This window comes from Streptomyces lanatus, from assembly GCF_014655715.1.
In the GTDB taxonomy this organism is placed as follows: Bacteria; Actinomycetota; Actinomycetes; order Streptomycetales; family Streptomycetaceae; genus Streptomyces; species Streptomyces lanatus.
Map to the genome: position 1 here is coordinate 942,546 of NZ_BNBM01000001.1, position 16,156 is coordinate 958,701.

The 16,156-nt window shown below is 70.9% G+C and carries 16 protein-coding genes and 1 pseudogene; 5 read left to right on the forward strand and 12 right to left on the reverse strand.

Annotated elements, in window-relative coordinates:
• Window positions 1–2 precede the first annotated feature (2 nt).
• A complete protein-coding gene (locus IE325_RS04165; protein ID WP_190068254.1) occupies window positions 3–737 on the forward strand; it encodes a sirohydrochlorin chelatase in 735 nt (244 codons plus the stop codon).
• Here the strand turns inward: IE325_RS04165 and IE325_RS04170 are convergent, their stop codons facing one another.
• The 4 genes from IE325_RS04170 to IE325_RS04185 all read right to left on the reverse strand — a co-directional run bounded on the left by IE325_RS04170 (window position 738) and on the right by IE325_RS04185 (window position 3,064).
• Window positions 738–1,028 carry a hypothetical protein gene (locus IE325_RS04170; protein ID WP_190068255.1) on the reverse strand — a complete coding sequence of 97 codons (291 nt, stop codon included), beginning with the start codon at window positions 1,026–1,028 and terminating at the stop codon, window positions 738–740.
• Window positions 1,029–1,132: 104 nt separating this feature from the next.
• Complete coding sequence (locus IE325_RS04175) at window positions 1,133–2,143, reverse strand: ketopantoate reductase family protein (protein ID WP_190068256.1); 1,011 nt, start codon at window positions 2,141–2,143, stop codon at window positions 1,133–1,135.
• A gap of 2 nt (window positions 2,144–2,145) precedes the next feature.
• Window positions 2,146–2,523, reverse strand: a complete 378-nt coding sequence (locus tag IE325_RS04180) for a nuclear transport factor 2 family protein (protein WP_190068257.1) — start codon at window positions 2,521–2,523, stop codon at window positions 2,146–2,148.
• Complete coding sequence (locus tag IE325_RS04185) at window positions 2,516–3,064, reverse strand: DUF1697 domain-containing protein (protein ID WP_190068258.1); 549 nt, start codon at window positions 3,062–3,064, stop codon at window positions 2,516–2,518. Before IE325_RS04185 ends, IE325_RS04180 begins: the two co-directional genes overlap by 8 nt.
• A 327-nt stretch (window positions 3,065–3,391) precedes the next feature.
• Here IE325_RS04185 and IE325_RS04190 point away from each other — a divergent pair, with 327 nt between their 5' ends.
• Entirely contained in the window at window positions 3,392–5,665 is a 2,274-nt protein-coding gene (locus IE325_RS04190; RefSeq protein ID WP_190068259.1) for an MMPL family transporter, read from the forward strand.
• Window positions 5,666–5,722: 57 nt separating this feature from the next.
• Here IE325_RS04190 and IE325_RS04195 read toward each other — a convergent pair.
• The 5 genes and pseudogenes from IE325_RS04195 to IE325_RS04215 form a co-directional block, all read right to left on the reverse strand.
• Window positions 5,723–6,953: pseudogene (locus IE325_RS04195) on the reverse strand (glycosyltransferase).
• A gap of 7 nt (window positions 6,954–6,960) precedes the next feature.
• Window positions 6,961–7,740, reverse strand: a complete 780-nt coding sequence (gene erm / locus IE325_RS04200) for an ErmE/ErmH/ErmO/ErmR family 23S rRNA (adenine(2058)-N(6))-methyltransferase (protein ID WP_190068261.1) — start codon at window positions 7,738–7,740, stop codon at window positions 6,961–6,963.
• A gap of 266 nt (window positions 7,741–8,006) precedes the next feature.
• Complete coding sequence (locus IE325_RS04205; protein WP_190068262.1) at window positions 8,007–9,284, reverse strand: ABC transporter substrate-binding protein; 1,278 nt, start codon at window positions 9,282–9,284, stop codon at window positions 8,007–8,009.
• Window positions 9,284–10,117 (reverse strand): carbohydrate ABC transporter permease, encoded by an 834-nt coding sequence (locus IE325_RS04210; protein WP_190068263.1) that lies wholly within the window; start codon window positions 10,115–10,117, stop codon window positions 9,284–9,286. The genes IE325_RS04205 and IE325_RS04210 overlap by 1 nt, the downstream gene beginning before the upstream one ends.
• Entirely contained in the window at window positions 10,114–11,040 is a 927-nt protein-coding gene (locus IE325_RS04215) for a carbohydrate ABC transporter permease (protein ID WP_190068516.1), read from the reverse strand. The genes IE325_RS04210 and IE325_RS04215 overlap by 4 nt, the downstream gene beginning before the upstream one ends.
• A gap of 111 nt (window positions 11,041–11,151) precedes the next feature.
• Between IE325_RS04215 and IE325_RS04220 the strand changes: the two genes are divergently transcribed.
• Window positions 11,152–12,018, forward strand: coding sequence for a phosphotransferase enzyme family protein (locus tag IE325_RS04220; RefSeq protein WP_190068264.1), 867 nt, complete (start codon window positions 11,152–11,154; stop codon window positions 12,016–12,018).
• A gap of 52 nt (window positions 12,019–12,070) precedes the next feature.
• On the opposite strand, the gene IE325_RS04225 is transcribed toward IE325_RS04220, so the two are convergent.
• Complete coding sequence (locus IE325_RS04225; protein WP_229911638.1) at window positions 12,071–12,700, reverse strand: TIGR03086 family metal-binding protein; 630 nt, start codon at window positions 12,698–12,700, stop codon at window positions 12,071–12,073.
• 110 nt (window positions 12,701–12,810) lie between these two features.
• Entirely contained in the window at window positions 12,811–13,725 is a 915-nt protein-coding gene (locus IE325_RS04230; RefSeq protein WP_190068265.1) for a LysR family transcriptional regulator, read from the reverse strand.
• Between the two features lie 94 nt (window positions 13,726–13,819).
• Here IE325_RS04230 and IE325_RS04235 point away from each other — a divergent pair, with 94 nt between their 5' ends.
• On the forward strand, window positions 13,820–14,803 hold the full coding sequence (locus tag IE325_RS04235) for a DMT family transporter (protein WP_190068266.1): 984 nt from the start codon (window positions 13,820–13,822) through the stop codon (window positions 14,801–14,803).
• On the forward strand, window positions 14,758–15,270 hold the full coding sequence (locus IE325_RS04240) for a YbaK/EbsC family protein (protein ID WP_190068267.1): 513 nt from the start codon (window positions 14,758–14,760) through the stop codon (window positions 15,268–15,270). Before IE325_RS04235 ends, IE325_RS04240 begins: the two co-directional genes overlap by 46 nt.
• 48 nt (window positions 15,271–15,318) lie before the next feature.
• Here the strand turns inward: IE325_RS04240 and IE325_RS04245 are convergent, their stop codons facing one another.
• Window positions 15,319–16,050, reverse strand: coding sequence for a 3'-5' exonuclease (locus IE325_RS04245; protein WP_190068268.1), 732 nt, complete (start codon window positions 16,048–16,050; stop codon window positions 15,319–15,321).
• Window positions 16,051–16,156 lie beyond the last annotated feature (106 nt).

Below are 16,156 nucleotides of genomic sequence, written 5' to 3' on the forward strand. Positions count from 1 at the left end.
CGATGAACCCGGTCCTCCTCCTCATCGCCCACGGCAGCCGCGACCCGCGGCACGCCGCGACGGTGCATGCCCTCGTACGCCGGGTGCGGTCGCTGCGCCCGGACCTGCGGGTGGAGACCGGCTTCCTGGACTTCAACATCCCGTCCGTGCAGGGGGTGCTGGAGTCGCTGGCGGCGGAGGGCGTACGGGACGTCGTGGCACTCCCGCTCCTCCTGACCCGCGCCTTCCACGCGAAGGCCGACATCCCGGCGGTCCTGCGGGACGCGCCGCCGCAGCTGCGCATCCGGCAGGCGGAGGTCCTCGGCCCGTCCCCGCTGCTGCTTTCGGCGCTGGAGCGGCGGCTGTACGAGGCGGGTCTGACGCCCGCCGACAAGTCCTCGACCGGGGTCGTGCTGGCCTCGGCGGGGTCCACCGACCCGGAGGCGATCGCAGTGATCGCAGAAATCGCGCGGGAGTGGCGGCACACCGGTTGGTGCGCCGTGCGGCCTGCGTTCGCCTCCGCATCTCTCCCCCGAACGGAGGACGCGGTCAGCGAGCTGCGCGCCCTCGGCTGCGAGCGGGTGGCCGTCGCGCCGTACGTCCTGGCCCCCGGTTTCCTCCCGGACCGTATCGCGCGCGGCGCGGCCGAGGCGGATGTGCTGGCGGACGTGCTCGGGCCGGCGCCGGAGGTGGCGCGGGTGCTGCTGGAGCGGTACGACGCGGCGCGGGTGCCGGTGCTGGCGGCGGTCGGGGCCTGATCACACCTCCAGGGCGCGGGCGATCTCCTGCACCAGCACGAGGCTGCCGCTGCCCGCCGCCACGCGGGTGGCGATGGCCTCCAGGGCGAATCGGATACGACCGCGATTGGCGGGCAGCCCGTCCTGCACGGAATGTCCCAGCTCGGTCCGGATGATCTCCCCCTGTGGGACGAGCGCCGGACTCTCGAAGCTCAGCTGCTCGACCAAGCGCTCCGCGATGCGCAGCAGCGCCAGGGAGTCGGCGCCGTCGTCGGGCTGACCGTCGATGTTGCGGCTGTTGTAGGAGCTCACTGTCCCCGCCTCCTGTGACACCACCAACCTGGCGCCGATCACCCTAGGGACAACGACCGCCTTTTGTCCCGGGGTTCGGACCAGCGTCCTTCATATGATCACTCCTAGTTGACAACCGCCTCGTCGGCCCGTCGCACCAGCTCCGCCACCGGCATCGATCCGGCGGCCCGCCGTTCGCGCGCGAAGGCGTTGGCGTGGTGCTGGAGAAGCTCGTTGAGCGGGGTCGGTACACCGTGCAGCCGGCCCAGCAACGCGATCTCGCCGTTGAGATAGTCGGCCTCGATGGTGCCGGTGCCACGGCTGAGGGACTGCCAGGAGGAGCCGCCACCGCGCGGGGCGCCGTCGAGCGGCACGAGGGTGACCTTGTCGCCCCGCACGGCCCGCTGCTCCTCCGCGCTCGCGTACGGGATCCCGGCGGCGTCCAGCACGGCCGTGCCCTCGGCCCGCACCCGCCGGACCAGTTGGACGGCCTCCTCGCTGACGACGGGCCCGGTCACCGCCTCCAGGGCGTTGCCGAGGTTGGTCAGCAGCTTCGCGTACTGCCAGCGCGCCACGTCCGCCACGACCGGCGCCTCGAAGTGCGCCTTCTCCAGGTCGGCGGCGACGAGGCGGGCCGTCTCGTCGGTGCCGTGGGGATACCGGCCGATGTGCAGGATGCCGGTGAGGGGGCTGCCTGCCGCGGAGACGACGCCGGGTTCGACGTACGCCGACGGCAGCCACACGCAGACGCCGTGGACCCGGCGGAACAGTCTGAGGGCGAGACGCTGCCCCTCGACGCCGTTCTGCGCGCAGAACAGGGGCAGCCGCTCGGCCGCCGTACCGCCACCGGTGACCGGCGCCGGGCCCCAGGTGTGCAGCGCGGCCAGGCTGTCCTGGGTCTTCACGGCGAGCACGAGGACGTCGTCGGGGCGCAGTTCCCCGAGCTCCGCCGGACCGTCGACGACGGGCAGCCGGTGGGTCAGCTCGCCCTCCGGGACCCTGAGCCGCAGCCCTCGGTCCCGTAGGGCCTCCAGGTGGGTGCCTCTGGCCACCAGGACGACCTCATGTCCCGCGCCCGCGAGCCGCCCGCCTATGACACCGCCGACGGCTCCGGCCCCGATGATGATGTAGCGCAAGGTCACTCTCCCTCGACGGTGAACGGCGTTCCCTGGTGGAAGTACATCTGCCATCCGTCGTTCGTCAGGCGCCACAGCGAACTGCGGTGTGCCCTACGGCCGTTGTTGTCGGTGTCGAAGGTGAGGTGGACGACATCGGGGGCGAGCTGGACACCGTCCATGCGTGACACGACGACCGGCCGGGGCCCCGGGTCCTCGCCCGCGACCAGGGACTCGATGATCGACGTCCGGTCCCAGTACCGCCCCGACGCACCGAACTCGCGGAACTGCGGGTGCAGCAGCTCGGCGAGTAGTTCCGGGGAGGAGCGGACCTCCGGCTTCAGCAGCCTCAGTTCGCCCTCGATGGCGGCTTCCACGGCGGGGGTCCGGTCGTCAGTCACCTGTCATCTCCACAAGTTTCAGCACGGTGTTCCAGTTGCGGCTCGTGGCGATCAAACCCTTGTTGAGGCGTGGGCGCGAGAGGATTTCGCCGAGCTTGGAGCGGCCGAGGCCGTTCGGGGCGTACAGGTACAGCTCGCGGTCGCCGAGGCGGAACTCCTCGGGGAGGTGGGCGGCCCGGTCGATCTTCCCGAAGCGGTCGGGGTCGACGGGGGCGGAGTAGTAGGTGACATGGAGCTGTTTGGGCTCCAACTCGGCTGCCGGGAAGGGGCAGTTGTCGGCGACGGCCTTGAGGTAGGCGTGGTCGCGGACGATCACGTCCACGGTGAAGCCGAAGTGCTTCTCGATCGCCGTCGCGAGCTCCGTGGCCAGGGACTCCTCGTCGCCGTGGTCGGCGGTGAAGACGGCCTGGCCGCTCTGGAGGTAGGTGCGTACGCCGTCATGGCCGAGGCCGGTCAGCAGGGTGCGCAATTCGGCCATCGGGAGCTTTCTGCTGCCGCCCACGTTGATGCCGCGGAGCAGCGCGGCGTACGTCGTCGTCATCCCGTCAGCTTATGGCGGCCGTCGTGCCCCGTGGGGGTGGGCACGACGGCCGGAACCCGTAAGTTACTTACCGGTCAGCATGATGCACAAGCCTTTCCGGCCGATCCGTCGCAGCACGCCTTCCCTGATCGACGCCCCCAGGACAGACGGATAGATGTAAGGGACCTCCATCCTCCCCAGTGGGGAGAGCCCGGTGACCGAGCGGATGATTTCCGGCCGTCCCACTTCACCGGGGAGCACGACGAGATGCCTTTATCCAGCTCATACCTTCGAAATGAAACGTGGCGGCAGGGGGTCGCCACCGCAATCCAAGGGGGCAAGCCCATCATGGGGAACGGAGATTCGCGGGTCCGGGGACTCGCCGCCCGGGCCGGCGGCTGGAGCGCCCGGCACCGATGGGCTGCCGTCGGGATCTGGGTGCTGTTCGTCGTCCTGGCGATGGGGCTCGGTTCGGCCGCGGGCCGGGTCGACGTCAAGGACAGTGATCAGCTCAAGGGCGAGACACACACCGCCGCCAAGATCATCGAGGACGCCGGGATCGAGGAGCCGGCCAGTGAGACCGTCCTGATCCAGGCCAAGGACGGCTCGGTCAAGGCCACCGACAGCGAGTTCCGGTCCGCCGTCAGTGCGGTCGTCAAGGCGGTCGAGGGCACCGGCAAGGTCACGGACGTGACATCGCCGTACGACACGCAGACGATCTCGAAGGACGGCCGCAGCGCACTGGTGCAGTTCGACATGCGCGGTGACTCCGACACCGCGGGTGAGCGCGTCGAGCCGGTGCTGAAGGCCGTCGAGGACGTCCAGAAGAGCCATGAGTCGCTGCGGATCGAGGAGATCGGCGGCGCGAGCATGATGAAGACGTTCGACGACGCGTTCGGGGACGACTTCCAGAAGGCCGAGTACTCCGCGGTTCCGGTGGCCCTCGGCATTCTGCTGATCGCCTTCGGCGCGCTGGTGGCGGCCCTGCTGCCGGTGCTCCTCGCGGTCACCGCGATCATGGCGACGATGGGTCTGATGGGCATCGTCAGCCATGTCATGCCGATGAGCGACACCGCGAACTCCGTGATGCTGCTGGTCGGACTGGCCGTCGGCGTCGACTACTGCCTGTTCTATCTGCGCCGTGAGCGCGAGGAGCGCCAGGCGGGCCGGGATCCGCAGACCGCGCTGAGGGTCGCCGCCGCCACCAGTGGCCGCGCGATCATCGTCTCCGGTGTCACGGTGTGCGTGGCGATGGCGGGCATGCTGTTCACCGGTATCTCCGAGTTCGAGGCGATGGGACTGGCCTCGCTGATGGTCGTGGCGGTCGCCATGGTCGGGTCGGTGACCGTGCTTCCCGCCCTGCTGTCGCTGCTGGGCGAGCGGGTCGAGAAGGGCAAGATCCCCTTCCTGCACCCGGACAGCAAGCTGCGCCGCAAGCGGGGCGGCGCGAACCGCGAGAGCCGGTTCTGGACGGCCGTGCTCAAGGCGGTGCTGGCGCGGCCGGTCGTCTCGGTCGCCGTCGCGGCCGGCGCCCTGCTCGCCGTCGCGGCTCCCGCGCTCGGCATGAAGACCCAGGAACTCACGCTGGACCAGGAGTTCGGCGACTCGCTGCCCATCGTGCAGACGTACAACCGGGTCAACGAGGCCTTCCCGGGCGGTACCGAACCGGCCGAGGTGGTCGTCAAGGCGAACGACATCAACGCTCCCGAGGTGAAGTCCGCACTCGCCGAGTTCCGTGAGCGGGCGGTCAGTTCGGGTGCCTCGCGCGGCCCTGTCGACATCAAGCTGCACGACGAGCAGAACATCGCCTTCGTGTACGTCCCGCTGATCGGCGGCTCCGACCTCGACAAGGCGGGCGCGAGCCTGGACAAGCTCCGCGACGAGGTGCGCCCGGCCACGCTGGGCGAGTTGGACGGCGTCGAGGCGCCGATCACCGGGCAGGTCGCGGGGTCGAAGGACTTCAACGACCAGCTGGGCGGGGCGGTCGTACCGGTCTTCGCCTTCGTCGTGATCTTCGCCTTCGGGCTGATGCTGCTGTCGTTCCGCTCGCTGACGATCGCCATCACGTCGATCGTGCTGAACCTGCTGTCGGTGGGTGCGGCGTACGGCATCCTCGTCGCCGTCTTCCAGCACGGCTGGGGCGCGTCCATGGTGGGCGCGGAGGGTGTCGGGGCGATCGTCGCCTGGCTGCCGCTGTTCCTGTTCGTGATCCTGTTCGGCCTGTCGATGGACTACCACGTGTTCGTGGTCTCGCGGATCCGCGAGGCCCGGCTGCGGGGCCGTACGACGAGGGACGCGATCCAGCACGGTGTGGTCACCACGGCCGGTGTCGTCACCAGTGCCGCGGTCATCATGGTCGCCGTGTTCGCGATCTTCGGGACGCTGTCCATGCAGTCCATGAAGCAGATGGGCGTCGGCCTCGCGGCGGCAGTGCTGATCGACGCGACGATCATCCGGGGTGTGCTGCTCCCGGCGGTCATGGCCCTGCTGGGCGAGCGCAACTGGTATCTGCCGAAGTGGCTGCACCGGCTGCCCGACCTGACGCACGACGAGTCGTCGGAGGCGGTGACCCGGGGCACGGGCACGGTCCGGGACGACGAGGGTGAGCGGGTGCCGGTCTGACCCCGCCCGCCCGACATGGAGGGCCCGTTGGTTCCGGGGGAACCAACGGGCCCTCGCCTATGCCCTGAGCTCGGCCTCGATGAGGTCGGCGGCGCGTCGGGTGCCGCCCTCCTGTGCCATCTCCGCCTGGATGCCCTTCAGTCGCGCGGCGACCTCGGGGTCGTCCACGAGGGCGAGGGCGGTCTCGCGCAGGGTCTCGGCGGTGGCCTTCTCGGTGGGGATGTGGCGGGCGACACCGAGCGACTGGAGCACATCGGCGTTGCCGAACTGGTCGGCGGCCTGCGGTACGGCGATCATCGGGGTGGCCGTGGCAAGCCCCTCCTGGCTGCCGCCGGCGCCGGCGTGGGTGACGAACAGGTCGGCCTGCTTCAGGATCGCCAACTGCGGGACCCAGTCGCGTACTTCGACGTTGGGCGGGATGTCACCGAGCTCGTCCTGGTCGACGTGCCTGCCGATCTGGAGCACCAGGTGCCAGCCCCGCAGCTCACCGAAGGCACGCACGCACTCGCGGTAGAAGGCCGGCTGCTTGGTGAACGCCGACCCGAGGGAGACGAGCACGACCTTCTCGGCGTCCGCCGGGCGCTGCCAGTCGCCTTCGGCCGTACGGTCGGCCTGGCAGGCGCCGACGAAGGTGTAGGCGGTTTCGTCGACCCGGTCGGCGTTCGGCTGGAGCGCCTTCGGGATCAGGACGAGGGAGCGGTCGGGACGGCCGGCGAACGGGTCGGGGTGCTGGGTGATGCCGTTCTCCTCCAGCCATGCCTGGAAGCGCTCGTAGTAGGCCCGGCCGCGCTCGGTCTTCCTCGGTTCCTCCCACATCGGCTCGGCGACCTCCTGTTCGTACCCCTCCCACGCGACCATGCACGGGGAGAGCGAGATCGCGGGGACGCCCCAGCGGTGGGCGAGGACGCGGGCCGGGTACGAGGCGATGTCGTGCAGGACGAGGGTCGGCTCGTCCCCCTCGTACGCCTCGAGCAGCTGCGGAAGGGCCTGGATGGCGTCGGCCAGGAACGGCTCGACGTTGTCCAGCAGGGTGCTCCCCCAAGCCTCCGGGTCGGCGTCGGGTCCGGGCAGCGTGGAGTTCCACAGCTTGGGCTCGGCGCCGGTGGCGGCGACCTTCTCGGCGAAGGCCGGCGGGATCGCGTAGGTGACCCGGTGCCCGCGTGCCACGAGCTCGCGGATCACTTCGAGGCTGGGGTTCACGTGGCCGTGGGCGGCGATGGAGAACATGGCGATGTGAGCGGGACTGGTCATGACCCCGACGCTAATCGAGACGATACGTCTCGTGCAACTCTCTTTCATGGCGCGAGCGCCTCGTGCAGCCTCAGCCACGCCTCCGGCGGCACCTCGCCGACCAGGGCCCTCGTGTCGAGCCGCGCCGCCCGGAACGCCGCGTCGACCCGCCGTCCCGGATGCGCCCGGCACAGCGACGCGTGCAGTGAGCCGCCGACGCCCGAGAAGCCGAGCGCGACCAGGCGCCGCCAGCTGTCCCGCGCACGGGAGTCGAGAAGGGGCTTGCGGCGCCGCTCGATCCGTACGATCCCGGCGTCCACGCGCGGCACCGGCCGGAAGCCGTACCGCCCAACCCGGCCCACCAGCCGCCATTCATGGCACGGCCAGGTCAGAATCGTCAGCCGGGTCCAACTGCCGTAGTCACCCGTGCGCTTACGGGCGTACTCCAGCTGGGTGAGGAGCGTGGCGTCGGTGAGGGCGGAGGCCCGCAGGCACCAGTCGACGATGGCTGCGGTGCGGGAGAAGGGCAGGTTCCCGGCAACGGAGAACGGTGTGTTCGGAGGCCGTACGGCGAGGAAGTCACCGGCGATCACCCGGACCTGGGGCAGGCCGGAGCAGCGGGCGCGCAGACCGGGGACGAGTCGGGGATCGATCTCGTACGCGATCAGCTCGCGGCAGCGCGGGGCGAGGGTCTGTGTCAACGCGCCTTTGCCCGCGCCGACTTCGAGGAGCAGGGGGCGGTGTTCGCGGTCGGGTACGGCGAGCCGGGCGAAGCGTTCCGCGGCGGCTCGGTCGGTGAGGAAGTTCTGGGAGAGCGCGCGGGATACGCGGGTGGGGCGGGCCATGGCCTGCGGTCCTTGTCTTCCGTGGAGAGGGGGAAGGGCAGACGAAGGCCCTGACCGGAAGACAGGAGAGAGAAAAGGGAGGAGCAGCGGGTCCGCGTGGAATCAGCGGGTGGTGTGGCTCCCCGGGCCGGTCAGGGCTCCGGGGCCGCGGCGCCTCCGTACGGAGTGCGCACTGCCCCGGCCGAGACCGGTGTCGGTGATCGCGTTGTTCGCTGCCACGGACGGCACGTTAGGCGGGGCCCGGTGCCGCGGACAACCGAATTACGTCAGCGCTGGTACCGCGCCAGCACCAGGTTCCCGTCCTCCTCCAGACGCCGGCGCAGCTCGCCGAGGCCGATGGCGCCGCTGTAGTACTCCTGGAAGGCGGGTGTGGCGACCTTGTCCTTCCACTCCGGGTAGCCGCGCACCGACTGGGCGGGCGCCGAGCGCAGCCGCCCGGCGAGGGCGGTGCCGGTGGCCCAGTCGTTCTCGGCGGTGCGCAGGGCCGGGTCCTTCAGGGCCTCGGTGCCGGTGGGCAGCATCCAGTCGCCCAGCGCCAGCCGCACCATGTTGCCGGGCCGCAGCAGGAAGTCGATGAACTCGGCGGCCTCCCGCTGATGCGGGCTGTCCTCGGCGATGGACAGGGTCTGCGGGCTGACGCCCTGGGTGAGCCCGTCGGCGCCCGCAGGGGCGGGCAGCACCTGCCAGTCGAAGCCCTTCGGTGCCTGCTGCACGATCTGCTGACGGTAGGAGAAGCCCAGCGGGACCATCGCGTATCTGCCGCCGAAGAAGCCGGGCAGGGTGTCGGAGCCGCCGCTGCCCAGCGTCGTGGACGAGGCGCTGCGGTCGACGTTGACCTGGTCGTGGACGGTGCGCGGCATGACCTCGTCGGCGGCCCCGAAGCGGACCGTGACCTTGCCGTCGGCGCCCCGGTGGAAGAGCTGCCCGCCGGACGACAGGGAGAGGTTGAGGGTGGCGGAGACAGGTTCCTTGAGCGGCCAGGCGACGCCGTACTTGCCGTCCCCGCTGAGGTCGTCGGTGATCCTCCTGAACTCCGGCCAGCTCCAAGGGCGTTCGGGGGTCGGGATGCGTACGCCGGACTCCTTCAGCCACTTCGCGTTGGCGATGAGCACCCGCGGCTCCTGCAGGAACGGGACGCCGTAGATCCCGTCGCCGAAGGTGGCCGTCTCCCAACTGCGCTGTGGGATGTTGGACTTGAGCCTCTGGGGCAGCAGGTCGGTCAGATCGGCGAGATAGCCGCCGTATGCGAAGTCCGCGAGGTCGTCCGAGGCGTCGTGGATGATGTCCGGCGCCCCACCGCCCTCGAAGGAGGTGAGCAGCTGATCGTGGACGCTGTCCCAACTGCCCTGCACATACTCGACCTTGACGTCCGGATGGGTCGCGTTCCACTCCTTCACCAGCTCCTTGTTGATCGCGACGGACTCCTCCTGCCAGGCGAGGGACTGGAAGCGGAGGGTGACGGGGCCGGTCCTGCTCTCACCACCGCCGCTGCATCCGGCGACCAGCAAGGCGAGTACCACGGCAAACACAGCTCTCGTACGCATCAGTTCTTCACCGCCCCGGCGAGCATGCCGCCCGTGATCCGTCGCTGGATGACCGCGAACACCACCAGCGAGGGCAGTGTCGCGAGGAACGCGGCGGCGGCCAGCGGGCCGAGGTCCGCGACTCCCTCCGCGCCGATGAAGTGGGTGAGGACGACCGGCAGGGTCTGTTTCTCCGGGGTCTTCAGCAGCACCAGCGCGAAGAAGAACTCGTTCCACGCCGTGACGAACGCGAACAGCGCCGTCGCCACGATGCCGGGGGCGAGGAGCGGCGCGGTCACCGAGACGAGCGTGCGCAGTCGCCCGGCGCCGTCCATGGCCGCGGCCTCCTCCAACTCCGGTGGAACCGCCCGCACATACCCCACGAGCATCCACAGCGCGAACGGCAGCGCCCACACCACGTACACCATGATCAGCCCCGGCATCGAGTTGATCAGCCGGAGGTTCTTCAGCACCAGGAACAGCGGGATGATCACCAGGACCAGCGGGAACGCCTGGCTGACCACCACCCAGCCGGTCGCCGCGCGGGCGAGGCGGGTGCGGTGGCGGGCCATGACGTAAGCCATGGGGGTCGCGAGGAGTACGGCGATCAGGGCGGCGCCGAGCGCGGCGATCAGGGAGTTGAAGGCGGCGTGCAGCAGGGGCTGTTCGTCGAAGGCCTGGCGGAAGTTGGCGAGGGTGGGGTCCTCGGGGATCCAGGTGGGGTGCAGGCTGCCCAGTTCGCGCGCGGGCTTGAAGGCGGTGGAGAGCAGCCAGAGGAAGGGGAAGACGAGGAAGAGGAGGTAGCCGAACAGGGCGGCGTACTGGCCGATGCGGGCCGTGCGGCTGGTTCTCATGACTCGTCACCTCCCTTCAGCCGTCCGACGAGGATGACGGCGAGAAGTATCGAGATCACCGCGACCATCACACATCCCATCGCCGCCGCGTACCCGAACTGCCCGTAGCGGAAGGCCTCTTCATAGGCGAAGAGCATGGGCAGCCGGGTGCGACCGCCGGGGCCGCCGCTGGTGAGCACGTAGACCAGGGCGAAGGAGTTGAAGTTCCAGATCAGATTGAGTGCCGTGATGGAGAGGGCGACGGGTCTGAGGGCGGGCCAGGTGACGGTGCGGAAGCGGCGCCAGGCGCCGGCGCCGTCCACCGCGGCCGCCTCGTGCAGTTCGCGCGCGGTGTTCTGGAGGCCGGCGAGGAGGGCGACGGTCGTGGTGGGCAGCCCGGCCCAGATGCCGACGACGATGACGGCCGGGAGCGCGGTGCCGAGCCCGCTGAGCCAGTCGCGGCCGTCGCCGAGGCCGAGGTCGCGGAGTGTCTCGTTGAGGATGCCCGCGTCGGGGTTGTAGACCAGCCGCCACATGACGCCGACGACGACCTCGGGCATGGCCCACGGCACGATCGCGAGGGTTCGCGCCAGCCAGCGCAGCCGCAGGTCCTCGTTGAGGAGGAGGGCGAGGCCGAGCGCCAGCAGGAACTGCGGCACGGTGACGCCGACCGCCCAGAGCAGGCCGATCCGGAACGACTCCCAGAACAGGGTGTCGTGCAGCAGATCCGTGAAATTGAGCGCGCCGATCCACTGGGTGGGCCGGGTCCGTCCGGACTGGGCGTCGGTGAAGGAGAGCAGGATGCCGTAGAGCAGCGGTCCGACGCTGAGGATCAGGATGGGGATCAGGGCGGGGAGCACGAGGAACCAGGCGCCGTGGTCCGTGGCGCGCCGCCGCCCCTTGTCGTCCGGCGGGCGTCTCACCGAGCGGGCGGTCCTCGTCATGGCCATGCAAAGGCCGTACCCCGTCGAGGCCGTCCGCACGCGGTCCGACCTGTGGGAATGCGACACTGACGGCAAGGAACAGGCCGGGTGGGACGCGGAGGCGGACGGACGATGGACGAGGCATGGGCGCGGGACGTACTGGCCGCGGCGGCGGTCCTGCCCGGACCGGCGCGGGACGCGCGACTGCTCGCCCTGGGCGAGAACGCGGTGTTCGCCGCCGGTGACCTGGCCGTCAAGGTGGGCCGGGACGCGGAGCTCCTCGACCGGGCCGAGCGCGAACTGGACATCGCCGTATGGCTGGAGACGGCGGGCGTGCCGGCGGTGCGGGCCGCCGAGCCCAAGGCACTGCTGGTGGAGGGACACCCGGTGACGGTGTGGCACCGGCTGCCGGATCCGATACGACCCGCCGAGCCACGGGATCTGGCCGAACTGCTACGGCTGGTGCACGCCCTGCCCGCCCCCTCCTTCACGCTGCCTCCGCGTGAGTTGCTGGGCGGCGTCGAGCGTTGGCTGCGGCTGGCGGGGGATGCGATCGATCCGGCGGACGCGGCGTTTCTGCGGGAGCGGCGGGACGGGTTCGCGGCGGCTGCGGCGGGGTTGACGCCCCGTCTGACACCCGGGCCGATCCATGGGGACGCGCTGCCGCGCAATGTGCATGTGGGGGCCGATGGGCGGCCGGTGCTGGTCGATCTGGAGACCTTCTCCTTCGATCTGCGGGAGCACGATCTGGTGGTCATGGCGCTGTCTCGGGACCGGTACGGGTTGCCTGCGGCGGATTACCGGTCGTTCGTCGAGACATACGGCTGGGATGTGCGGGAGTGGGAGGGGTGCTCGGTGCTGCGCGGGGCGCGGGAGACGGCGAGTTGTGCGTGGGTGGCACAGCACGCGCAGAGCAACCCGAAGGCGTTGGCGGAGTTCGAGCGGCGGGTGGCGTCGTTGCGGGACGGGGACGAGGGGGTGCGGTGGTATCCGTTCTGAGTTGGGGGTCAGGATCTGATGCGGGCGAGGCGGCGCCTGCGGACAGCTCCTGCTAGGCGCTCCAACGGGGGTCGCGGCCGAGGTGACGCAGGAGGACCGCCACGTCGTCGTCGCCCTGCTCGGGGGCCAGGGCGGCGGCGTACGCGCGGGGGCGCAGCGGCTCGACGATCTCCCTGGCGATCTTGAGGAGGGGGCGGGCCAGCTCGGGCGTGAGTGGGGACGGCCGGCCCGTCGCCACGGCGATGTCCCAGGCGTGGACCGCCGCGTCCAGCCCGCACGCCGCCGAGCCGGACCACGGGGACAACTTGTGCGGCGGCACCGGCACGGGCACCTCGGCGGCATCCCGGTCGACCCCCGCCCACGCCTTCGCCGCGCGTGCCAGGGCGTCCTCCAGGAACGCCACCGGGTCCACCCCCTCCATCTCGCCCGACGGGGCGAACGGGTTGAAGTCGGGGCCCGGCTCGCCGGTCAGCGCGGCGGCGTAGCCGATCTGGTCGCCGACGGCGTGCTGGAAGACCTGGGCGACGGTCCAGTCCGTGCAGGGTGTCGCCCGGTGCCAGCCGTCGGCGGGGACGGCGCGGACCGCCGTGCGCAGTGCTTCGTGGGAGGCGTCCAGGACGTCCCAGCCGCTGGAGACCACGCCATCGCTCATAGGAGAGCCCTTCTTCGTGGTTGTTGTCATGCGTCCACTCTCGGCCCGTGACGACAGCGGAACCAGTGCCCTCCGCGACGGTAGGACTGCCGGTGCCAGGCCCGGAACCTTGTCGTGCAGGGGCACCACAGTCAAGATGCTCACCGCGCACTACGCGAAGGGTCCTGGATGGTTCTCGCGGCGCGCCGCAGCTCGGCCAGCACCGTACGGACGGCTGATCTGGCCGTGCGTTCGGGGCGGTAGAGGGCGTCGATGTGGCGGCTGGCCTGGACCCCGCTGAGTGGTCTGAGGACGAGTGCGGGATGGGGCCGCATCGTCCAGCGCGGCATCAGGGCGATGCCTCCCCCGGCCGCCACGACCTCGGCCACCACCGTGAACTCGTTGATGCGATGGGCCAGTTGGAGACGCCGTCCGGCCGCGGCGGCGATGGCCTCGATGACCGCGAGGACCGGGAATCCGTCGTGCACGGTGATCCAGGGCTCGTCGGCCACGTCACGCGGGGTGACGCGGCGCTTGGCCGCCAGGGGATGGTCCACCGGCATGGCCACGTCCAGCGGCTCACGCAGCAACGTCGTCGCGGCCACCGTGTCCGGCCACGGCGGGGCGTGCTCCAGACGGTGGGCGACGACGATGTCGTACTCCCGGGTGAGCCGGGGGAAGTCCTCCTGCGGTACGTCCTCGTCGACGAGCCTCGGCACCGGTTTGCCGGGACCGGCCAGCGCGCCGACCAGCGGCGGGAAGAACACGCCGGCCGCGCTGTGGAACGCCGCCACCGACACCTCTCCCTCCGGCCGCTCCATGAACGCCTCGACACTGTGCCGCGCACGCGCGAGCGCCGTCTCCACCTCGATGGCCGCCCCCGCCAGCGCCTGCCCGGCGTCGGTGAGCACGAGCCGGCGCCCCTGCCGCTCGGTGAGCGGCACCGGGATCGACCGCTGGAGCAGCCGTAGCTGCTGGGAGATCGCCGACGGCGTCACCAGCAGCGCCTCGGCGACCGCCGTGACACTCCCCAGTTCGCCGAGCTCCCGCAGGATCCGCAGCTGCCGTTCGTCCATCACCTCAGTGTAGGACCACGATGTAGTGCTGCTAAATGATCGTTTTAGAAACTGGTACTGGGCTTCAAGGACACCCCCGGTGCACCGTGGACGGGTGTCCGACGCCCGCCGCCATACCGACGCGGTACTCCTCCTTGTCGCGATCGTCTGGGGTTCCAGCTATCTCTCCGCCCAGACCGCCACCGCGGCCCTCCCCGTCCTGCTCGTACTGTTCGCCCGCTACGCCCTGTCCGCGCTCGCCTGTCTCGGCCTGGTCGCCTCCTGGCGGCGGCGCGGAGCACGCCGGTGGACGCGGGACGAGTTGCGGATCGGGCTGCCTCTGGGGCTGACCCAGGCGGCGGTGCTCGTCGTGGAGACGTACGGCGTCGCCCACACCAGCGCCGCCAACGCCGGCCTCATCATCAGCCTGACCATCGTCCTCACCCCGCTCCTCGACCGCGGCGGCCACCGCGGCCCACTGCCCGCCTCCTTCTTCGCCGCGACCGGCGTCTGCGTCCTGGCCGTCGGCCTGCTGATGTCCGGCAACGGCTTCGCCGAGCCCCGCCTCGGCGACCTGCTGATGCTCGGCGCCGCGCTGATCCGTGCCGTGCATGTGGCGCTCGTCGGCCGACTGACCGCCGGGCGGGCGATACGCCCGTTGCAGCTGACGACCGTGCAGACCCTCGTAGGCACGGTCCTGTTCCTGCCGGTCGCGGCCCCCGACCTGCCGACCTTGCTGCACTCCACCCCGGCCACCTGGGCCCAGCTGGTCTATCTCGCCCTGTTCTGCAGCGTGTTCGCCTTCCTCGCCCAGACCTGGGCCGTGCAGCGCACCTCCGCGAGCCGGGCCAGTCTGCTGCTGGGCACCGAACCGGTCTGGGCCGTCGCGGTGGGCGTGGCCCTGGGCGGCGACCACCTCACCCCGCTCACCGGCCTCGGCGCGGCCCTGATGGTCGCCGGCACGTACTGGGGTCAGGCGGTGGAACGGGCGCACCGCCGCCCACCGAACCCCCGGCCGCCCTCCGCCTCTCACCCTCTCGACAAGGACTCCGCATGCCCGAGCACACCACCGCCCACCACGCCACTTACGACCACCTGATCTCCCTGCTCGACTCCTCCCACGTCGACTACCGCCTCCTCGACCACGCACCCGAGGGCAGCACTGAGACCGTCTGCGCACTGCGCGGACACCCCGCCTCGGAGGCCGCCAAGTGCATCGTGCTGCGGGTCAAGGTGGACCGCCGCACGACACGTCACGTCCTCGCGGTCGTCCCCGGCGACCGGCGCGTGGACCTGGATGCCGTCCGGACGCTGTACGACGCCCGCTACGTCGGCTTCAGCGACCCGGAGACCGCCGAGCGACTGGCCCACGCGGTCCCCGGCACCGTGCTGCCGTTCAGCTTCGACCCCGACCTCGAGGTCGTCGCCGACCCGGACGTCGTCGCCCAGCCAGCGCTCTACTTCAACGCGGCCCGACTCGACCGCTCACTGTGCATCTCGGGAGCGGACTACGAACGGTTGGCGAAACCCCGCATCGAGCGCGTCGCGGCACCGGCGGCGGTGTAACGCCCCCCTGCCTGCCGGGGCACGGCACGACACCGCCCCCAAGGCCGACTACCGCCCCGTCGTCTCCCCCACCGCCGCCTCCCGCAGGGGCCAGGTCCCGTCGACCACCGCCGCCGTATCGCCCTTGCGCCGTAGGAAGTCCTGGAAGTCCGTCGCCCACTCGGCGTACCACTCGATCTGGCGGCGGTGCAGCTCTGCCGGGCCGAGGGCCGCGATCTTGGGGTGGCGGACGGCTATCGCGCCGGCCAGGCGGGCCGCGGCGAGGGCGTCGGCGGAGGCGTCGTGCGCGGAGTCGAGGGAGATGCCGTACTCCCGGCAGACCGCTTCGAGGTTGCGCTTGCCGCGGCGGTAGCGGTCGGCCCAGCGGTCGATGGTGTACGGGTCGATGACCGGGGCGGGGTCGATGCCGCCCAGGCGGTCGCGCAGCGACGGCAGTTCGTGGCGCCGCAGTTCGGCCGAGAGCAGGCTCAGGTCGAAGGTGGCGTTGTAGGCGACGACCGGTACGCCCGTCTTCCAGTACGTCACCAGGACGTCGGCGATGGCGTCCGCCACCTGGTCGGCCGGGCGGCCCTCGGCGGCCGCGCGCTCATTGCTGATGCCGTGGACCGCGACCGCGTCGGCCGGGATCTCGACGCCCGGATCCGCCAGCCACTCCTTGTGCCCTATGGGCTGCCCGTCCCTGACCTCGATGACGGCGCCGGTGACGATGCGCGCCTCGCGCGGATCCGTACCGGTCGTTTCCAGGTCGAAGCCGATCAGCAGCTCACGGTGCCAGCCCATGGGCGGTCCCCCTTCTTGGTGGTGCGTTCCCCCAGTGGTCTCCACCTTCCCATGTGCCACTGACAATCAGAGGACCGCATTCCGCTTACCGGCGGGACAGCGCCGC